The organism is Halobellus sp. EA9, assembly GCF_051195055.1.
GTDB classification, from domain to species: Archaea; Halobacteriota; Halobacteria; order Halobacteriales; family Haloferacaceae; genus Haloquadratum; species Haloquadratum rubicundus.
Map to the genome: position 1 here is coordinate 44,375 of NZ_JBNTJW010000010.1, position 13,508 is coordinate 57,882.

Below are 13,508 nucleotides of genomic sequence, written 5' to 3' on the forward strand. Positions count from 1 at the left end.
CATCCTCACTCGCCCTAACGGACGGAGCTTCCTACAAGGGAAAATTCGATCTCAGAGGTTTCGGAACCGTACTCCGAGAGAGTCATTTGTCGGGGTTCCCGACTCGCCTCTCGGCGTTCCGCGGCCCTGTCACAGGGGCTCCCATTCCGTGGCGTGTCATCGCGCTCCGATTTCCAAGGAACGCTCTCACCCCACGGATCAACGCGGCGAGCGATGTTCGCCGCGGCGTTGATATCGGCTTGGAACGTGGTGATGTGGCATTCGTCGTTTGTACAACGGAACTCAGCCTGTTCGTCACGGCGACCGACGTGGCCGCACGCATGGCAAATCTGCGAGGTATAGTCCGGCCGGACGTGCTCAACCGGAATCCCTGCCTCGAGTGCCTTGTCCTCGATTCGACCTTGCAGCTGAGCGAAGGCCCACGTGTGCAGCCGCCGGTTCATATACGCGCCGTAATCCAAGTTCTCACGGATGTACGACAGATCCTCGAGGACGATTACTGGGTCGTCGAACTGGCGGGCGTATTCGACAGCCTCCCGCGAAGCCTTTTCGACGATATCCGTGAGTGCATTCTGGTGGTAGCCGAATCGTTCCTCGATTCGCCAGTCGGCGGCACCACGTTCTTGGAGGCGTTGCAGCGTAGTATACATCTCCTTGCGGAGGTGTCGGGCCCGGCCACCGTCGATCAACAGTGGCTTCGTCGGCGTTTCGCGTTGCAGGGCACAGCCCGTGATCAACGCACTTTCACCGATATCGAATCCGACGAAGGTCGGATCTTCGTCTGGCTCGGGATCGTCGACGGTGTACTCGACGGAAACATGGAGGGTCCACGTACTCCGATTTTGGATCAACCGGAATTCGCCGACAGAGACCTCACCATCGAGCACGTCAAACCAGAGCGATTCCTGTGCGGGATTAATCCGCAACGGGATCCAAAAGGCGTTGCCACGGCCCGCTTGCGGGACCCGCCAGCAGAACTCGTACTCACGGCTTGGCGAATGATCGAGACGGAAACCGCGGTTGGTGAATCGAACTGGGTGATCCTCATCCAGTTCCTCAGCGTCGAAGGTCTCCCGAAGCTGAGGAACGTACTGTTTGAGCGCGTCCTTGGCGTAGGAGGTAAGGTCGTAGTCGGTGACGATGTCGTTGACCGCCGATTGCGTGTCCGCCCCGCTCTCGAAGGCAGTATGGAGTGCGTCGCGGTACGTCGCTACAGTGTCCTCAAGCTGACGCTGTTTGTGTGCCGTCGGCGGGACTGTCGTCGCCTCAAGCGTCTTCGTGACGGTTCGTTCGGCGGCCATCCGACGGTGAACAGTAGTACCGTAACACACAAAAAGAACACGGTAAACTCACGTATGTATGGGGAAAGAAGTCCGGTTCACAGTAAGCGACGACCAGCACGAGCGCCTCAGCGAACTCAAGGACGAACGCGGTTACACTTGGAAGGGGCTGATGCTCGAGGGCGCGAAGTGCTTGGAACGCGAGGACTCGTAGAGGGCCGACAATCAGCTAACTGGGGGAGACAGCTGCGCCATGAACGGCGCCGTCTCCCGCCGGAGGAACAATGACCTGGCGACAGGCGACCCGCGAGGAGATTTACGCCTACTACGCCGAGGAGTTCCCCCGCTATCTGGATGACCTGCCGGAATTCATCACGGCGACCGGCCCGAAACAGTACGCCGTCGCCTTCCGCGAGTCCCACCCGGTTCGTAAAGACGAGGTGCCGGCCAAGGACTTCATCCGGCGGGATACGTGGCAAACAGATGCGTCAGGGGACCGAACGACGCCCGAGTTCGACGACTTCGAGGACGTCGTCGAGTTCATTCGCCACCCCGCTCGCAACGACCCGCTGGGGCGGAGCGAGTTCGCGCTTGCTGATCCGGAGGTGCTGGAGCAACCCGACCCACGGCCCGACGCCGTCTACTACGCGCTGGATCACTGGGAACGACCCTGGGTCCTCCTCGTCGACATCGACGCGAAAGAGATCGCCCGAGACCGAGCGGGCGAGATGGTCTCGGCAGACGTCGACGACCGCGACGACGATGCGCTCCTCGACGCTGCGGGTATCCTCGACGCCGCTCCCGAGGGGTATCCGTACGCCTTCGAAGACGTCGACCGCGCCATCGAGTACGGGTTCGAGGTGCGCGATATCTTCGAGGACGATTTCGACGCCGAGGAAACGATGGTCGTCTACAGCGGGCAGGGTGTCCACGTCTACCTGCTGGATACCGACCCGGCGCACCGATACGACGTGCAGAGCCGCGAGGTGTTGAACGACCTCCTCCTCGAGACGTACGACATCCCGATCGATCCCGTCGTGACGGCCGACCGCCGACGTGTCGCTCGCCTGCCCTACTCGCTGCACGCCGATGTCTGTAGCATCGTTCAACCAATCGAGAGCCCGGCGTTCGACGTTCGGTCGGCGACACCCGAGGTGATCGACGAATGAGTCCGAGTACGCCCACCGACGACGAGGACATAGCGTATCGAGTTGCGGCACTCCCGCTGGAGTACGGTGAGACCCGCATCAACCAGCTGTTTACACGTGGCTACAATCGATACATCGTCGACGGCGAGGACCAACCCGAGGACCTCGTGAACGACGTCGAGCGGTTCGGGACGGCGGCGTTCAAAGAGCAGGTTCGTGCCGACGCCACCGAGGAGCCGTTTGTCGACGAGCCGGGGACGCTCGCCGTGCTCGCCACGTTGAGTGCGATCTGTGTGAAAGAGCACCCGAAGTTCGAGCACGCGTCGCCCCGGAACATCCAGGTGCTCTACGACATCCGGGAGCTGTACGTCAACAATCTCGCCTCCCTCATCCGCGCCCACGGCGATGGGTCGCTCCAACAGGACATCGCCGACGTACTGTACAGCAAGGAGCCAGGTGAGGAGGGCCCGCATCCGGGTCGGGTCTGTACAGGCATCACGGAGATGCCGGAGTTCGGGGATGGCCTGTACCTCGAAATCCCGATGGCGGCGGCGTCACGCAAATGTCTCGTTCGAGCGGAGGGCGAGTCATCGACGGGGAGTGACGATGGCGGGGAGATACTGACGCGAGTGAAGGACAACAACCTGTACGTCCCGGTCGGTGATTTCGACAGCAAGTATCGGGACTACGCTGAGCGGGCGTTCAAGAAGCTCCTGCGGGTGCAAGAAGACGGGCTCTCCGACGACCAGCTGACGTGGGTGACAACGAACGAATCGGCGATCACGGAGCGGATCGATCGCTTCCTCGAGACCGGCCATCACGAGCGAATCTGGCGGAACTGGGACCGTGGAGAACGGACGATCCGCGTCCTCCGGCGGGCCCTGAGTGACGCCCCCGACGACGTGGCGCAAACGGGCGAGTTCCACACGGCGAAGGAGCTCTACCGAGCGGTTACGGCGTACGACGCCGAGGACGAGTGGGAATCCTCTGTAACGGACTGGATCTCGAGTCCAAGCAGTCTCGCGAAGACGCTGGCCGACCACGAGTCCCACTCGGCCGTCACCATCGACCGCGACGGGCGCGTCAATACGTACCGAATCGGACGAGCCGGAACCGGCGCCGAACAGATCGAGGTCCGGGAGATCGAGGACCTCTTCGAACTCCCCTGTATGGCGAATATGGAGGAGCGGCTACACGAGAAGAAGCCGGTTCGGAAGGATCTCTACAACTTCGCGCGGATGGTGATGTGGCTCCCGCAGTACCAAGACAGCAGCCTCGACGAGATCGTCGCGGACCTCAAGGACGTCTTCTCCCGGTGGCCGTGGTACGACGAGCAGAAGACCGAGTACCAGGTTCGCTACGAATTCTCGAACACGATCGACGGCGACACGCCGTTGCCGATGAACTGCGACAATGACGATCTGCAGCGCTACTGCATCGGCCAGGACCAGTGCCCCTACTCGATCTGGGGCAGTCTCCCGTTCCCGGATGAGATGTATGAGCAGGTCGAGGAGGAATCAGCTGGTCCCGCTGAGCAATTCTGAATCATAGACTTCCCTGCGTTTGTTGGATCGTTAGTTAGTGGGATAATCCAACAGTTATGCTGAGTACGTACAGGCCGCATACTTAGCAGAGCGTCTGATCCAAGCTGATCTAAATTAGATCGAAAAGCGGCTACAGGCAGTGAACACAAAAGTTCGAATTGCCGAACTAGTCTTGAGAGATAGTTGAGGCCGCTTCCGCAGGAGCAGGTGAAGGTGGCTCGTGAGTCCCGAACTCAGGGTGGGTCTCTTCCATCCAGACGTACACGACTGCACCAGACACGAACATCAGGAGTGCTGTCATATAGAATGCGGCCTCTGCGTTGATGAACTCCATCGAGAGCCCGATTAGGATGGCTCCGACGGCATAGCCGGAGTCACGCCACATCCGGTAGACGCCCATCCCTGCAGACCGCCACGTCGGGTGGGCGGCGTCGCTTGGCACAGTCATCAGGTTCGGATACAGCAACGCCATACCGAGACCGGAGATCCCGGCCAAGACTGCCCACGCGAGATACCCTTCGACGAGTACCATTCCAAGGACGCCGGCACCTGCGAGGAACATCCCCCAGATGACGGGCGGGCGGCGACCAATACGGTCAGCAAGTCCACCAGTCGCAATCTGGAGGAAGTACATCGCGCTGTGGACACCGACGACGACACCGACAGCCGCGATACCAAGACCCTGGCTTACCAGATATAGCGGGACGGCAATCCAGAACAGCGTATCCACGAAGTTCTCGATGTGGCCAGCTTGCGCCGCAGCGAACAGCGTCTTGTCACCGTAGGTCGCGCGCTTCACCACCTCGTTGAACGGCAGGTTCGCGTCGTGGTGGTCGTCGTCACCTTCGGCTTGGGCGTACTGGACGGTTTCCTTAATCAGGAAGATGGAGATGAGGAACGCCAGCACGACCACGACAGCCAGGAAGTAGAACGGCTCGGGCCGGAGGCTCCACTGACCGGCAATAACCCCTGTGAGCCATGCCCCGACGGCAACGCCAGTATAGCCGAACGACTCGTCGATGCCGACCGCAAGGCCACGCTGCTCGGGTCCTGCGAGGTCGATCTTCGCGTTGATCGCCATACTCCACGTCAACGCTTGGTTGATGCCCAGTAAGATGTTCCCGACGGTGATCCAGCCCCAACTCGGAGCGAAGATGAGGATGATCGGCAGGGGGAGTGCCGTTGCCCACCCCGCGACGAGTACTGGCTTGCGGCCGTACTCCTCACCCCATTTGCCAGCGTAGAGATTGAGGATCGACTTCACGATCCCGAACGAGACGACGAACGAGCCGATCACGAGGAACGACTCGACGCCGAGTACCTCTTCGCCCAGCACAGGGACGACGGTCCGTTCAGACCCGATGGTCAGGCCGGTGGCGAACACCAGCAGGACGTGGAGTGAGAACTGTCCGAGGTGCTCGCGGATTCCTTGTTTGATTTCAGTTCCCGTACTCATGGGTTCATTCAGCAGCGCAGTTGTTGGGGCCCAGTTCCAACTCGGCCAGTTCGTCGGCAGGGACCGATTCTTGTCCGACGTTCGTCCGCTTGACGCGCTCGAAGTTCGGCGGGTGATCCGGGATGTCAGCTGCGAGTTCGCGGACGAACTCCTCTCGGTCGCGGCCGAGGTCGTCGTTCCGTTCCTTGACCTCCGCAAGGGTCGCGGTCACCGGTGGTTCGGGCGAGCCAGGGTCGTGTGCTGGCAGGACCAGTGCGTCGTCTGGACGGTCCAATAATCGCTGGAGGCTCTCGTAGAGCGTCGCCGCGTTCTGCTTTACGTCGGAGTCTTCAATTCCCGCTTCGACACCGAGTTCGACGCGGCCCACGCTCTCGTGGAAGAGCGTATCGCCCGTGATTAGGGCGGCGCCCTCGATGTCGAATGAGACGCTCCCCTCGCTGTGTCCCGGCGTGTGAATGACCTCGATGTCGAGACTGCCGACTGAGACGGTCTCTCCATCCTCGACTGGCGTCGCGTCGATGGCGAGTGCATCCCTCGAGTGGAGATAGTAGGGGACGCCGTGCCGGTCGGCGAGTTCTGCCGCACCCGAGACGTGGTCGGCGTGGGCGTGCGTGTCGAAGACCCCGACGAGTTCGACGTCGTACTCGTCGAGGATCGTCTCGTATTCGTCGAGATAGTGTGACGGGTCGAAGACGGCTGCTTCACCGTGTGAAACGAGAACGTGCGAGAGGCAGCCCTTTCCCGGGCGTGCGACCTGAATGAGCGTGCCATCGATATCAGCGGGCACCTCCGCGTGGCGGTGGACACGGCTCCAGCCGTTCATTCCATCGGTGAGCGTCACAGCATCGTAGTCCAGCTCCTGGAGGACTTCTGTCGCGGTTTGAGAGACGACACCAGCGGCACAGACAGTGACGACCCGCTCGTCACGGGGAAGGTCTGAGAGGGCTTCCTTGGTCTGTTCAGGGTCGTCTGTTAATTGGTCGTAGACATCGACGTTGATGCTGCCCGGGATATGCCAGTCCTCGAAATCCGCTTCGTGCCGAATATCGAGGATAAGCGGCTCGTCATCACCATTTCGCAATTGTTCGCTGAGTTCTTCCGGCGTGATCTCCTGCATCGGTATTCCTGAATAGAGGGTATATTTGCATATAGGCGCTGCCGGACATGACCGGCACCGTTAATTCTGACCAGCCCAAAGTTGGTCGTATGAGTCTGTACGAGGCCTCGATACGGGTCAAACACGAGTGTCCGTACCGAGAAATCTCAGAGCGCTACCCGGATTTGACGATACGTGAGTGGCCGTTGAGCGACTGCCAAGTGCTCGAGATTAGCTCTGAGGCAACGCCGACTGACGAGCTACTCGATGAGATCGGTCAGTTAGGGACTGTCCTCCACGAATCGGAGGACGAAGACGGGTATCACGTCGTCACGCAGTCGTGTCTCTGTTCACTGGAAGAGTCCATCATCGACCGGTTTGAGGAGCACAACTGTCTGTATCAGTCACCGACGATCTACCGCCAAGGCTGGGAACACTACACGGTAGTCGCATTCGATGGTGAAGACATCCGGGAGTTACTCGGTGATCTGCGATCCGACAGGCAGATCGAACTGCTCTCGAAGACCTCGATTTCGGAGACGCAGATCCCCCACAGCATGCTGGCTCCAGCGAGTGAACTGTTCGAGGACCTCACTGACCGACAGCTAGCGGCACTCCAATTCGCACTGGAACGCGGCTACTACGAACAACCGCGGAAGACTTCCCTCCGAGAACTGGCCGAACAGACAGCCGTCGCTCGTTCGACCTTCGAAGAACACCTTCGGAAGGCCGAGAACAAACTCCTCACAAACGCGGGCCAGTTCTTGCGATTGGTCACTGCGACATCGACAGCTGACCCACTGGGCGTAGCTAAGATGCAACAGGCCGAACACGCTGCCGACTAGTCTCCCAAATCACCGGGGTGAACATTTGCTACCCGATGGGGATGTCTTAGAACGCCTCATACGATTCGTGTTCACCGTAGAATCGGTAGACGAGTAGTACAGCCGTCATTCGCCTATTAACCGAAGTCACCACCATCTTATCTCTTAAGAGGCTACATTTCGTAGATGACATCGATTGACCCCGAAACGCTTCGAGAAAAGTTGGAGAATAATGAGGATGTCTGTGTGGTCGATATCCGGTCAGAAGCGGACTACGAAGAGGAGCACATTAGCGGAAGTGAGAATCGACCAATTAGAGAGGCTCTTCTCTCGGGTGATGTCGAAGAGGCATTAGCGGCGCTGGACGATCTTCCGAGCGATGAGGAATTGGTTATGGTCTGTGACGCGGGAGTCGCTTCGACCGAAACAGCACGTCAGCTTCAGGAACAGGGAGAGGACGCAAAAGCCCTTGAAGGCGGGTTGGACGCGTGGAAACAAAATCAAGAGTAGCCGAGTAGACCACTGTCCTCAGGATAATTTCGAGGTTCATACGGAAACTCCGTTACAGGATGGCTTGAGTCGCGGTGCTGATTCTCCCAGAGAGGGAACCCAGCCAACGAATTATGGCAGAGAGTCGCCTCAGTTTTAGATTGAAGCGCTCAAGAACTGATGTTGCGTCTTAACCACTACTAATGATCTACTTGGACCACGCCGCGACGACGGAACCACACGAGAAGGTCATCGCCGCGATGCAGCCGTATCTCGAAGAGCACTACTGCAATCCATCGGCGGTCTATGCGACTGCCGAGGCTGACGCGGTCCGCAACGCACGAACAGCAGTCGCCGATCTCCTCGGCACGAGTGCTCGGAACATCGTGTTCACGGGCGGAGGCAGCGAAGCCGACAACCTCGCGCTCAAAGGGGCGGTCGAGGCGGCTGACGGGCAACACGTCGTCACCACGACGATCGAACACTCAGCGGTGGTCGAGACGGCCACTTGGCTGGAAGACCACGGTATCGACGTAACGCGGGTGACTCCGGGGCGAGACGGCCGTGTCGATCCTACAGACATCGCCGATGCGATTCAACCGGACACAGCCATCGTCTCCGTTATGCACGCCAACAACGAAACTGGGGTCATCCAGCCGCTGGAAGCTATCGGTGAAATCACCGACGAGCACGATGTCCTGTTCCATTCGGACACGGTCCAGTCAGCCGGGAAGATTCCAATCGACGTCGATGAGCTCGGACTCGACTTGGCGAGCCTCAGTGCGCACAAGTTCTACGGACCAAAGGGCGTGGGTGCGTTGTATGTCCGTGACGGCGTCGAACTGGAGCCGATAATTCACGGCGGCGGTCAAGAACGTGGCCTCCGCAGCGGAACCGAGAACGTCCCAGGGATCGTCGGAATGGGGAAAGCTGCTGAACTCGCTGTGGACGACATGGTGGAACGGAGAGAACGACTGGGTGAACTCCGTGATGAACTAGTCGCCACACTCCAGACCGAAACCGATGCAACCCTCGTCGGTCACCCTGACCGACGACTTCCGGGCTATGCGATGATGGGGTTCCCTGAATTGTCAGGGGCTGATCTCGTTCAGGCATTCGCTGACCACGACATCGCTGTGTCGAGCGGGTCTGCGTGCCACTCCGGTGATCGGTCCCCCTCGCGGGTTCTGATGGAGATGGCCATCGATACCAACCTGGCATTCGGCGCGGTTCGGTTCTCACTGGGCCGTGATACGACGAGCGAAGACGTCCAGTACGTCAAAGATCAACTCGGACGCGTTCTCGAAGAGGCGAGGACATGAGCGACGTCGAGAGCTTCATTCGATTCTGTGAGAGCGAGTTTGGGACGGCTGTCATGGACCGCGAGGCCGCATACGTGAAACGGCACGTCGATACGGACGACCGGATTTTGGACGTTGGCTGCGGCATCGGCTCGCTCGAAGAACGGTTTCCCGATCACGAAATGATCGGAGTGGATCGCTCGGAGGCGATGATCCAGGCAGCACAGGATCGAGTTACTGCACCGTTCGTTCTCGGAGATGCGACCGCGCTCCCTATCGCAACTGCGTCCGTTGATGCTGTCGTCTCCGTCTCGACACTCGAATTCATTCCCGATATCGGTGCAGTCCTTGCGGAAGCGACTCGCGTACTCGCTCCTAGCGGGACTCTCGTTGCACTCGTGTTGAACACACGTTCCGAGTACGTTCAATCGAATCTCCAGCGAGAAGGATCCTACTTCCAGCGGATGGTTCACCGGGACTCTGAGGCGTTGGCGGACACGATACTTGAATACGTTGAGGGTGAGCAGGAGTTCTTCTTGGGCATCTCCGACGAGCAAGTCTTCGAGAGCACAGACCCATCGACAGCTGCAATCTCAGCGGTAGTCGGGACCCTGCCTGAGTGACCACAATATCCTTGCCCGGGTTCCGTGAACACGAACTACATGACTGACTCGGCCGATCCGGGCTCGTCTCCGCTCTTCGAGGCGAAAGAATTCGACGAATCATCTGTATTCTCGCCGGAAGCACTGCTGGAGAACGCTCGACGGCAGAAGGATCTCCCAGAACGCTCAGTCCCGGACATCTGTATCCTCGATCCAGATGGAGATATCGTCCGCGAGCTGACGGCCACCGACGAAGCACACAAAGATGAAGCGTGGCCGGGCTACCACACCGACCTCTATCGGTTCGAACGAAATGATGAGGAATTCGGCATCGTGGGATGCGCCGTTGGAGCGTCGTTCGCTGTGCTACTTGCGGAGCAACTGTTCGCCGCCGGCTGCCAATTTCTCATTAGCGTAACCTCCTCAGGGCAGATTGTGCCAAAGGACGATCCGCCCTACTTCGTTCTCATCGACCGCGCGCTCCGCGACGAAGGAACGAGTCACCACTACTGTTCGACGAGTCGCTATGCGACTCTCGATGACGAGCTTCGTACTTCGGTCGAAGAGGCGTGTGAAACAGTGTCTCGTCCCGTGTATACGGGAGCAACGTGGACAACTGACGCTCCATTCCGGGAAACGGAGGCCGCAATCGAACGTGCTCGGTCAGAAGGAATCCTTGCCGTCGAAATGGAAGCTGCAGCACTGTATACGTTCGCGGCCGTTCGAGAACGTCCGGTGGTTTGCTTCGCGCATGTTACCAACCAGATGGGGCAGACTGAGGAGGATTTTGAAAAAGGAGACGCAAACGGAAGTCAAGATGCATTAGAGGTGATCACTACGGCTGCTACTGCGTGGAGATCGCTGAATTAAGGTTCCAATTGTTTCCGACACTCCTCTGGATTCAGCGGGGTAGTTTCACCCGCTTAAGAGCTTGCAAACAGCCCAATACCTCGGTTTTACGAGGGGTTATCTGCAATCCAAAATGAATCGTTCTCAGTTCCCGTCGGGCAATTTTTAGCCGGCTTAGACGGCCAGAATCAGGCAAATAGGGTGTGGTTCGCGGGTCGAAGTGGAGATTTGATGAGCTTCAAGATGTCCAGAACAGATAGAGCAGCGACCCGAAGCAATTCAGATACTCCCGATTTTACCTTCATCACCCGCCCGTCGAGCAAATTTTGGACTTCCAGAGCGATCCTCGAATATGTCGAGGTACTTTCTACGCTCTCAAATCGGCCCGACGGGGTTCTTCTGCAATTTGAGTCCGTTATTTTGTCTTGCATATCGCGGTTTTCGTCCAAAGAAAGATGCGATATGCAATGTGCGAAGGCCGCCGGCTCTCTCAGGCCGAGGGGCCATCACAGGGGTAGCGGAACTACAGAAGTATCAGATGTAGCGCATAGGTTGACGGGGTGCGTTTCGGTGGTGTCTGTCGCCCCCACGATGGGGTGGCGGGGCGCATCACGTGCCCCCGATAGACGATGGCTTCGGAACAACGCAGGAAGACACGAGCAGCAGATCACGCAGGAACTACCCCCGACGATGAGGCGCCGTGGGCGGACCTCGAGATGGCGGTTCCGACCGACCGGAATCACGCGTCGGTCGTCGCCCTTGTGGAGTGTGCCCTCGTCGAACTCACGCACGAGGCTGTGGGCGCCGTCTTCATTTCCCGGCAGGTCGGGCGGTCGACGCGGACGCAGTACGTCGCCGCCGACGACGTCGGCGAGCAGTTCCAGAAGCGGCACTTCGACGACCGACTGGGCTGGCACGAGACCACCGTCCCTCGACGAACCGTTCGCGACGAACTCATCACCCAGCTCACGCAGTCGCCCTCGACGCCGGCGGAGCGGTCAGGTGAGAGAGCAGCCAGCGAGCCAGACACCTTCGTCGTGAAGCCAGTTCGAGAGCTCCAGACACCGTAGCGGCTAGACTTAACCAACATTCCGAACCGATACCGACACAGTGTTGGTTAACTCTGGGGCTGGATCCACTCCCTCGCCCCCACCCACCGCCCTGTCCCTCGAGTGAGTGTATCCTGGCGGCCGGTTCGCTCGAAGGGCCGTCGCGACGGGTTTTATCGGGGCACTGTTCGTCGAGTGCGAGTATGGTCGTCGTCGAGGAGGTCACCAAACTGAGCGCGCGCCGCACCCAAACCTCGTCCGAGACGTTTCCGGATGATTCGTTGGCGTCGATTCGGGAAGCCGTCGAGGCCGTCCCAGCAAGCGTCTTCGACGGGTCGACGAAACACACGGAGGTCGGCGGGTTCGATGCCGCCATCGCCGACGGCCTCTCGCAGTACGAGTACGAAGGGGACGCCGCCGGCGGCTACAACCCGAACTGCAAGCTCTGGTCGCATCAGGGGTTTAACTACAGCGTCGACCTCTACGACACCGACGCCCGCATCGCCATCGAGGTCGAGAAGAGCGAGCGGAAGAACGTCAGCGACGACCTTCTCAAGTTCCAGAAGGGGTACCGCACCCAGAAGGACGGGCGGCCGAAGATCGAGTTCGGCTGTCTGGTAGTGCCGGTGAACTATCTCGGGCGGCATAACCTCTACCAGCACAGCCTGACCAAGCTCGACTTCATGAAGGGCGTCCTGTTCATCGACGACGTCGCCGTCATCGGCTATCGCGACCCGCGACCGGACTGATACTGTCGGCCCTGACTGTTTATCTGCGCCAGGAGGCGTGCAGCGCGCAACAGCGTGCGCTGCGTGACTCACCATGCCCGGCCCCGATCCGCACGATGACACGAGTCGCGACTACGAACAGTTCGAGAAAGAACTGCTCGCCCAGGACCGTGACGCCGCCCGGGTTGACACGGCGGACATCGACGACGCGACGGCCCAGCGACTGGTCAACGACCTCGTCGACGCGGCCGTCGTCACTCCGGTTCCTGAAGACCATGTTCTGGTTCATGAGCCGAGCGGCACCACGTTCGACTCGACGACACAGCTGGCCGTCTTCCACCGTGGCTGGGCGGCCGGCCGCGACTCCGACGGGGAGGACGAGTGATGCAGCAGACCCTCGTCGGCTGTGCGTTTTGCGATGCCCCGCCCGGCACCGAAACTGGCGAGGCCCATACCTGGGGACAGGACGAGCGGGTCACTCACCCGATCTGTGTCGACTGCGCGATTCAGATGGAGCCGGATCCCGACGAGCGCGATCACGTCGTCTGTGACGGCTGTGGGCTGGTCGTCGACACGCTCGCGGCGCTCACCCGGTTCCGGGTCGAATTGGGGCATCTGGAAGGCCCATTGCAACTGTGCGCTCGCTGTAGTCCCGGCGGGCTCGCGACATACTGGACGCGCGACCTCGGGGCGCACATCGTCACGGACTGACGCACCGAGCAGTCGTCGACACGGGTGACACGGCGGTAGGTCCACTATCTTCAACAGGTGAGGGCTCCTCAGGATGCCTATGGACTGCCCCGCATGCGGCTCTACAGTCACCCTCGAGGTCGGACCGGACCGGCCGCTTTCGACGTCGCTGTCCGACGCAGTCCTTGCATCAGAAGAGGATGAGCGTATCGAGGTGAGCCGAGACTGTTGGGACTGTGGCTGGCACGAAATGCGGCAGCTCCGGATTGAATCGATCGACACGACCGCCGGCGACCAGACTGCCGTCGAGCGAGCCGCACTCATCGACGAGATTACCCACGAGCTCGCGGCGATCGGGAGTGTGGACACGCTTGAGGAGACGCTGGCTGCGATCCGCGAGCAACGAGCAACCGACTCGGCGAGGACCGATACGGACGACGCGGCGGAGTGAC

At 59.9% G+C, this 13,508-nt stretch carries 16 protein-coding genes; 13 read left to right on the forward strand and 3 right to left on the reverse strand.

Annotated elements, in window-relative coordinates; all coding sequences use genetic code 11:
• Positions 1 to 14: 14 nt before the first annotated feature.
• Complete coding sequence (locus ACQUQ0_RS13240) at positions 15 to 1,301, reverse strand: RNA-guided endonuclease TnpB family protein (protein WP_435185703.1); 1,287 nt, start codon at positions 1,299 to 1,301, stop codon at positions 15 to 17.
• 58 nt (positions 1,302 to 1,359) lie between these two features.
• Here ACQUQ0_RS13240 and ACQUQ0_RS13245 point away from each other — a divergent pair, with 58 nt between their 5' ends.
• The 3 genes from ACQUQ0_RS13245 (at position 1,360) to ACQUQ0_RS13255 (ending at position 3,972) form a co-directional block, all read left to right on the forward strand.
• Positions 1,360 to 1,494: a hypothetical protein gene (locus ACQUQ0_RS13245; RefSeq protein WP_310902033.1), complete on the forward strand. Its 135-nt coding sequence runs from the start codon at positions 1,360 to 1,362 to the stop codon at positions 1,492 to 1,494.
• 70 nt (positions 1,495 to 1,564) lie between these two features.
• A complete protein-coding gene (locus ACQUQ0_RS13250) occupies positions 1,565 to 2,449 on the forward strand; it encodes a DNA primase (RefSeq protein ID WP_435185705.1) in 885 nt (294 codons plus the stop codon).
• On the forward strand, positions 2,446 to 3,972 hold the full coding sequence (locus ACQUQ0_RS13255; protein ID WP_435185707.1) for a primase-associated protein: 1,527 nt from the start codon (positions 2,446 to 2,448) through the stop codon (positions 3,970 to 3,972). Before ACQUQ0_RS13250 ends, ACQUQ0_RS13255 begins: the two co-directional genes overlap by 4 nt.
• A gap of 166 nt (positions 3,973 to 4,138) precedes the next feature.
• Here the strand turns inward: ACQUQ0_RS13255 and ACQUQ0_RS13260 are convergent, their stop codons facing one another.
• Entirely contained in the window at positions 4,139 to 5,428 is a 1,290-nt protein-coding gene (locus tag ACQUQ0_RS13260; protein WP_435185709.1) for an MFS transporter, read from the reverse strand.
• Between the two features lie 4 nt (positions 5,429 to 5,432).
• The gene (locus ACQUQ0_RS13265) at positions 5,433 to 6,545 is read right to left on the reverse strand and encodes an MBL fold metallo-hydrolase (RefSeq protein ID WP_435185711.1); all 1,113 of its coding nucleotides are present in this window, start codon (positions 6,543 to 6,545) and stop codon (positions 5,433 to 5,435) included.
• 89 nt (positions 6,546 to 6,634) lie between these two features.
• Between ACQUQ0_RS13265 and ACQUQ0_RS13270 the strand changes: the two genes are divergently transcribed.
• The 10 genes from ACQUQ0_RS13270 (at position 6,635) to ACQUQ0_RS13315 (ending at position 13,507) form a co-directional block, all read left to right on the forward strand.
• Positions 6,635 to 7,369 carry a helix-turn-helix domain-containing protein gene (locus ACQUQ0_RS13270; RefSeq protein WP_435185713.1) on the forward strand — a complete coding sequence of 245 codons (735 nt, stop codon included), beginning with the start codon at positions 6,635 to 6,637 and terminating at the stop codon, positions 7,367 to 7,369.
• Positions 7,370 to 7,534: 165 nt separating this feature from the next.
• Positions 7,535 to 7,858, forward strand: coding sequence for a rhodanese-like domain-containing protein (locus ACQUQ0_RS13275; protein WP_435185715.1), 324 nt, complete (start codon positions 7,535 to 7,537; stop codon positions 7,856 to 7,858).
• A gap of 182 nt (positions 7,859 to 8,040) precedes the next feature.
• Positions 8,041 to 9,159, forward strand: coding sequence for a cysteine desulfurase family protein (locus tag ACQUQ0_RS13280; protein WP_435185717.1), 1,119 nt, complete (start codon positions 8,041 to 8,043; stop codon positions 9,157 to 9,159).
• On the forward strand, positions 9,156 to 9,761 hold the full coding sequence (locus tag ACQUQ0_RS13285; protein ID WP_435185719.1) for a class I SAM-dependent methyltransferase: 606 nt from the start codon (positions 9,156 to 9,158) through the stop codon (positions 9,759 to 9,761). The genes ACQUQ0_RS13280 and ACQUQ0_RS13285 overlap by 4 nt, the downstream gene beginning before the upstream one ends.
• Positions 9,762 to 9,800: 39 nt before the next feature.
• Positions 9,801 to 10,610 (forward strand): nucleoside phosphorylase, encoded by an 810-nt coding sequence (locus tag ACQUQ0_RS13290; protein WP_435185721.1) that lies wholly within the window; start codon positions 9,801 to 9,803, stop codon positions 10,608 to 10,610.
• 608 nt (positions 10,611 to 11,218) lie between these two features.
• Complete coding sequence (locus ACQUQ0_RS13295) at positions 11,219 to 11,659, forward strand: hypothetical protein (RefSeq protein WP_435185723.1); 441 nt, start codon at positions 11,219 to 11,221, stop codon at positions 11,657 to 11,659.
• Between the two features lie 182 nt (positions 11,660 to 11,841).
• Positions 11,842 to 12,387 (forward strand): hypothetical protein, encoded by a 546-nt coding sequence (locus ACQUQ0_RS13300; RefSeq protein WP_435185724.1) that lies wholly within the window; start codon positions 11,842 to 11,844, stop codon positions 12,385 to 12,387.
• A 73-nt stretch (positions 12,388 to 12,460) separates the two neighbouring features.
• Positions 12,461 to 12,751 (forward strand): hypothetical protein, encoded by a 291-nt coding sequence (locus tag ACQUQ0_RS13305; RefSeq protein ID WP_435185726.1) that lies wholly within the window; start codon positions 12,461 to 12,463, stop codon positions 12,749 to 12,751.
• A complete protein-coding gene (locus ACQUQ0_RS13310) occupies positions 12,751 to 13,077 on the forward strand; it encodes a DUF7558 family protein (protein WP_435185728.1) in 327 nt (108 codons plus the stop codon). Before ACQUQ0_RS13305 ends, ACQUQ0_RS13310 begins: the two co-directional genes overlap by 1 nt.
• Before the next feature lie 79 nt (positions 13,078 to 13,156).
• Entirely contained in the window at positions 13,157 to 13,507 is a 351-nt protein-coding gene (locus ACQUQ0_RS13315) for a hypothetical protein (protein WP_435185730.1), read from the forward strand.
• Position 13,508: the final 1 nt, after the last annotated feature.

Coding starts and splice junctions, on each gene's coding strand:
- ACQUQ0_RS13315 (WP_435185730.1), top strand. CDS start 13,157: ATGGACTGCCCCGCATGCGGCTCTACAGTCACCCTCGAGGTCGGACCG.
- ACQUQ0_RS13260 (WP_435185709.1), bottom strand. CDS start 5,428: ATGAGTACGGGAACTGAAATCAAACAAGGAATCCGCGAGCACCTCGGA.
- ACQUQ0_RS13270 (WP_435185713.1), top strand. CDS start 6,635: ATGAGTCTGTACGAGGCCTCGATACGGGTCAAACACGAGTGTCCGTAC.
- ACQUQ0_RS13280 (WP_435185717.1), top strand. CDS start 8,041: ATGATCTACTTGGACCACGCCGCGACGACGGAACCACACGAGAAGGTC.
- ACQUQ0_RS13255 (WP_435185707.1), top strand. CDS start 2,446: ATGAGTCCGAGTACGCCCACCGACGACGAGGACATAGCGTATCGAGTT.
- ACQUQ0_RS13300 (WP_435185724.1), top strand. CDS start 11,842: ATGGTCGTCGTCGAGGAGGTCACCAAACTGAGCGCGCGCCGCACCCAA.
- ACQUQ0_RS13265 (WP_435185711.1), bottom strand. CDS start 6,545: ATGCAGGAGATCACGCCGGAAGAACTCAGCGAACAATTGCGAAATGGT.
- ACQUQ0_RS13295 (WP_435185723.1), top strand. CDS start 11,219: ATGGCTTCGGAACAACGCAGGAAGACACGAGCAGCAGATCACGCAGGA.
- ACQUQ0_RS13240 (WP_435185703.1), bottom strand. CDS start 1,301: ATGGCCGCCGAACGAACCGTCACGAAGACGCTTGAGGCGACGACAGTC.
- ACQUQ0_RS13285 (WP_435185719.1), top strand. CDS start 9,156: ATGAGCGACGTCGAGAGCTTCATTCGATTCTGTGAGAGCGAGTTTGGG.
- ACQUQ0_RS13275 (WP_435185715.1), top strand. CDS start 7,535: ATGACATCGATTGACCCCGAAACGCTTCGAGAAAAGTTGGAGAATAAT.
- ACQUQ0_RS13250 (WP_435185705.1), top strand. CDS start 1,565: ATGACCTGGCGACAGGCGACCCGCGAGGAGATTTACGCCTACTACGCC.
- ACQUQ0_RS13245 (WP_310902033.1), top strand. CDS start 1,360: ATGGGGAAAGAAGTCCGGTTCACAGTAAGCGACGACCAGCACGAGCGC.
- ACQUQ0_RS13310 (WP_435185728.1), top strand. CDS start 12,751: ATGCAGCAGACCCTCGTCGGCTGTGCGTTTTGCGATGCCCCGCCCGGC.
- ACQUQ0_RS13290 (WP_435185721.1), top strand. CDS start 9,801: ATGACTGACTCGGCCGATCCGGGCTCGTCTCCGCTCTTCGAGGCGAAA.
- ACQUQ0_RS13305 (WP_435185726.1), top strand. CDS start 12,461: ATGCCCGGCCCCGATCCGCACGATGACACGAGTCGCGACTACGAACAG.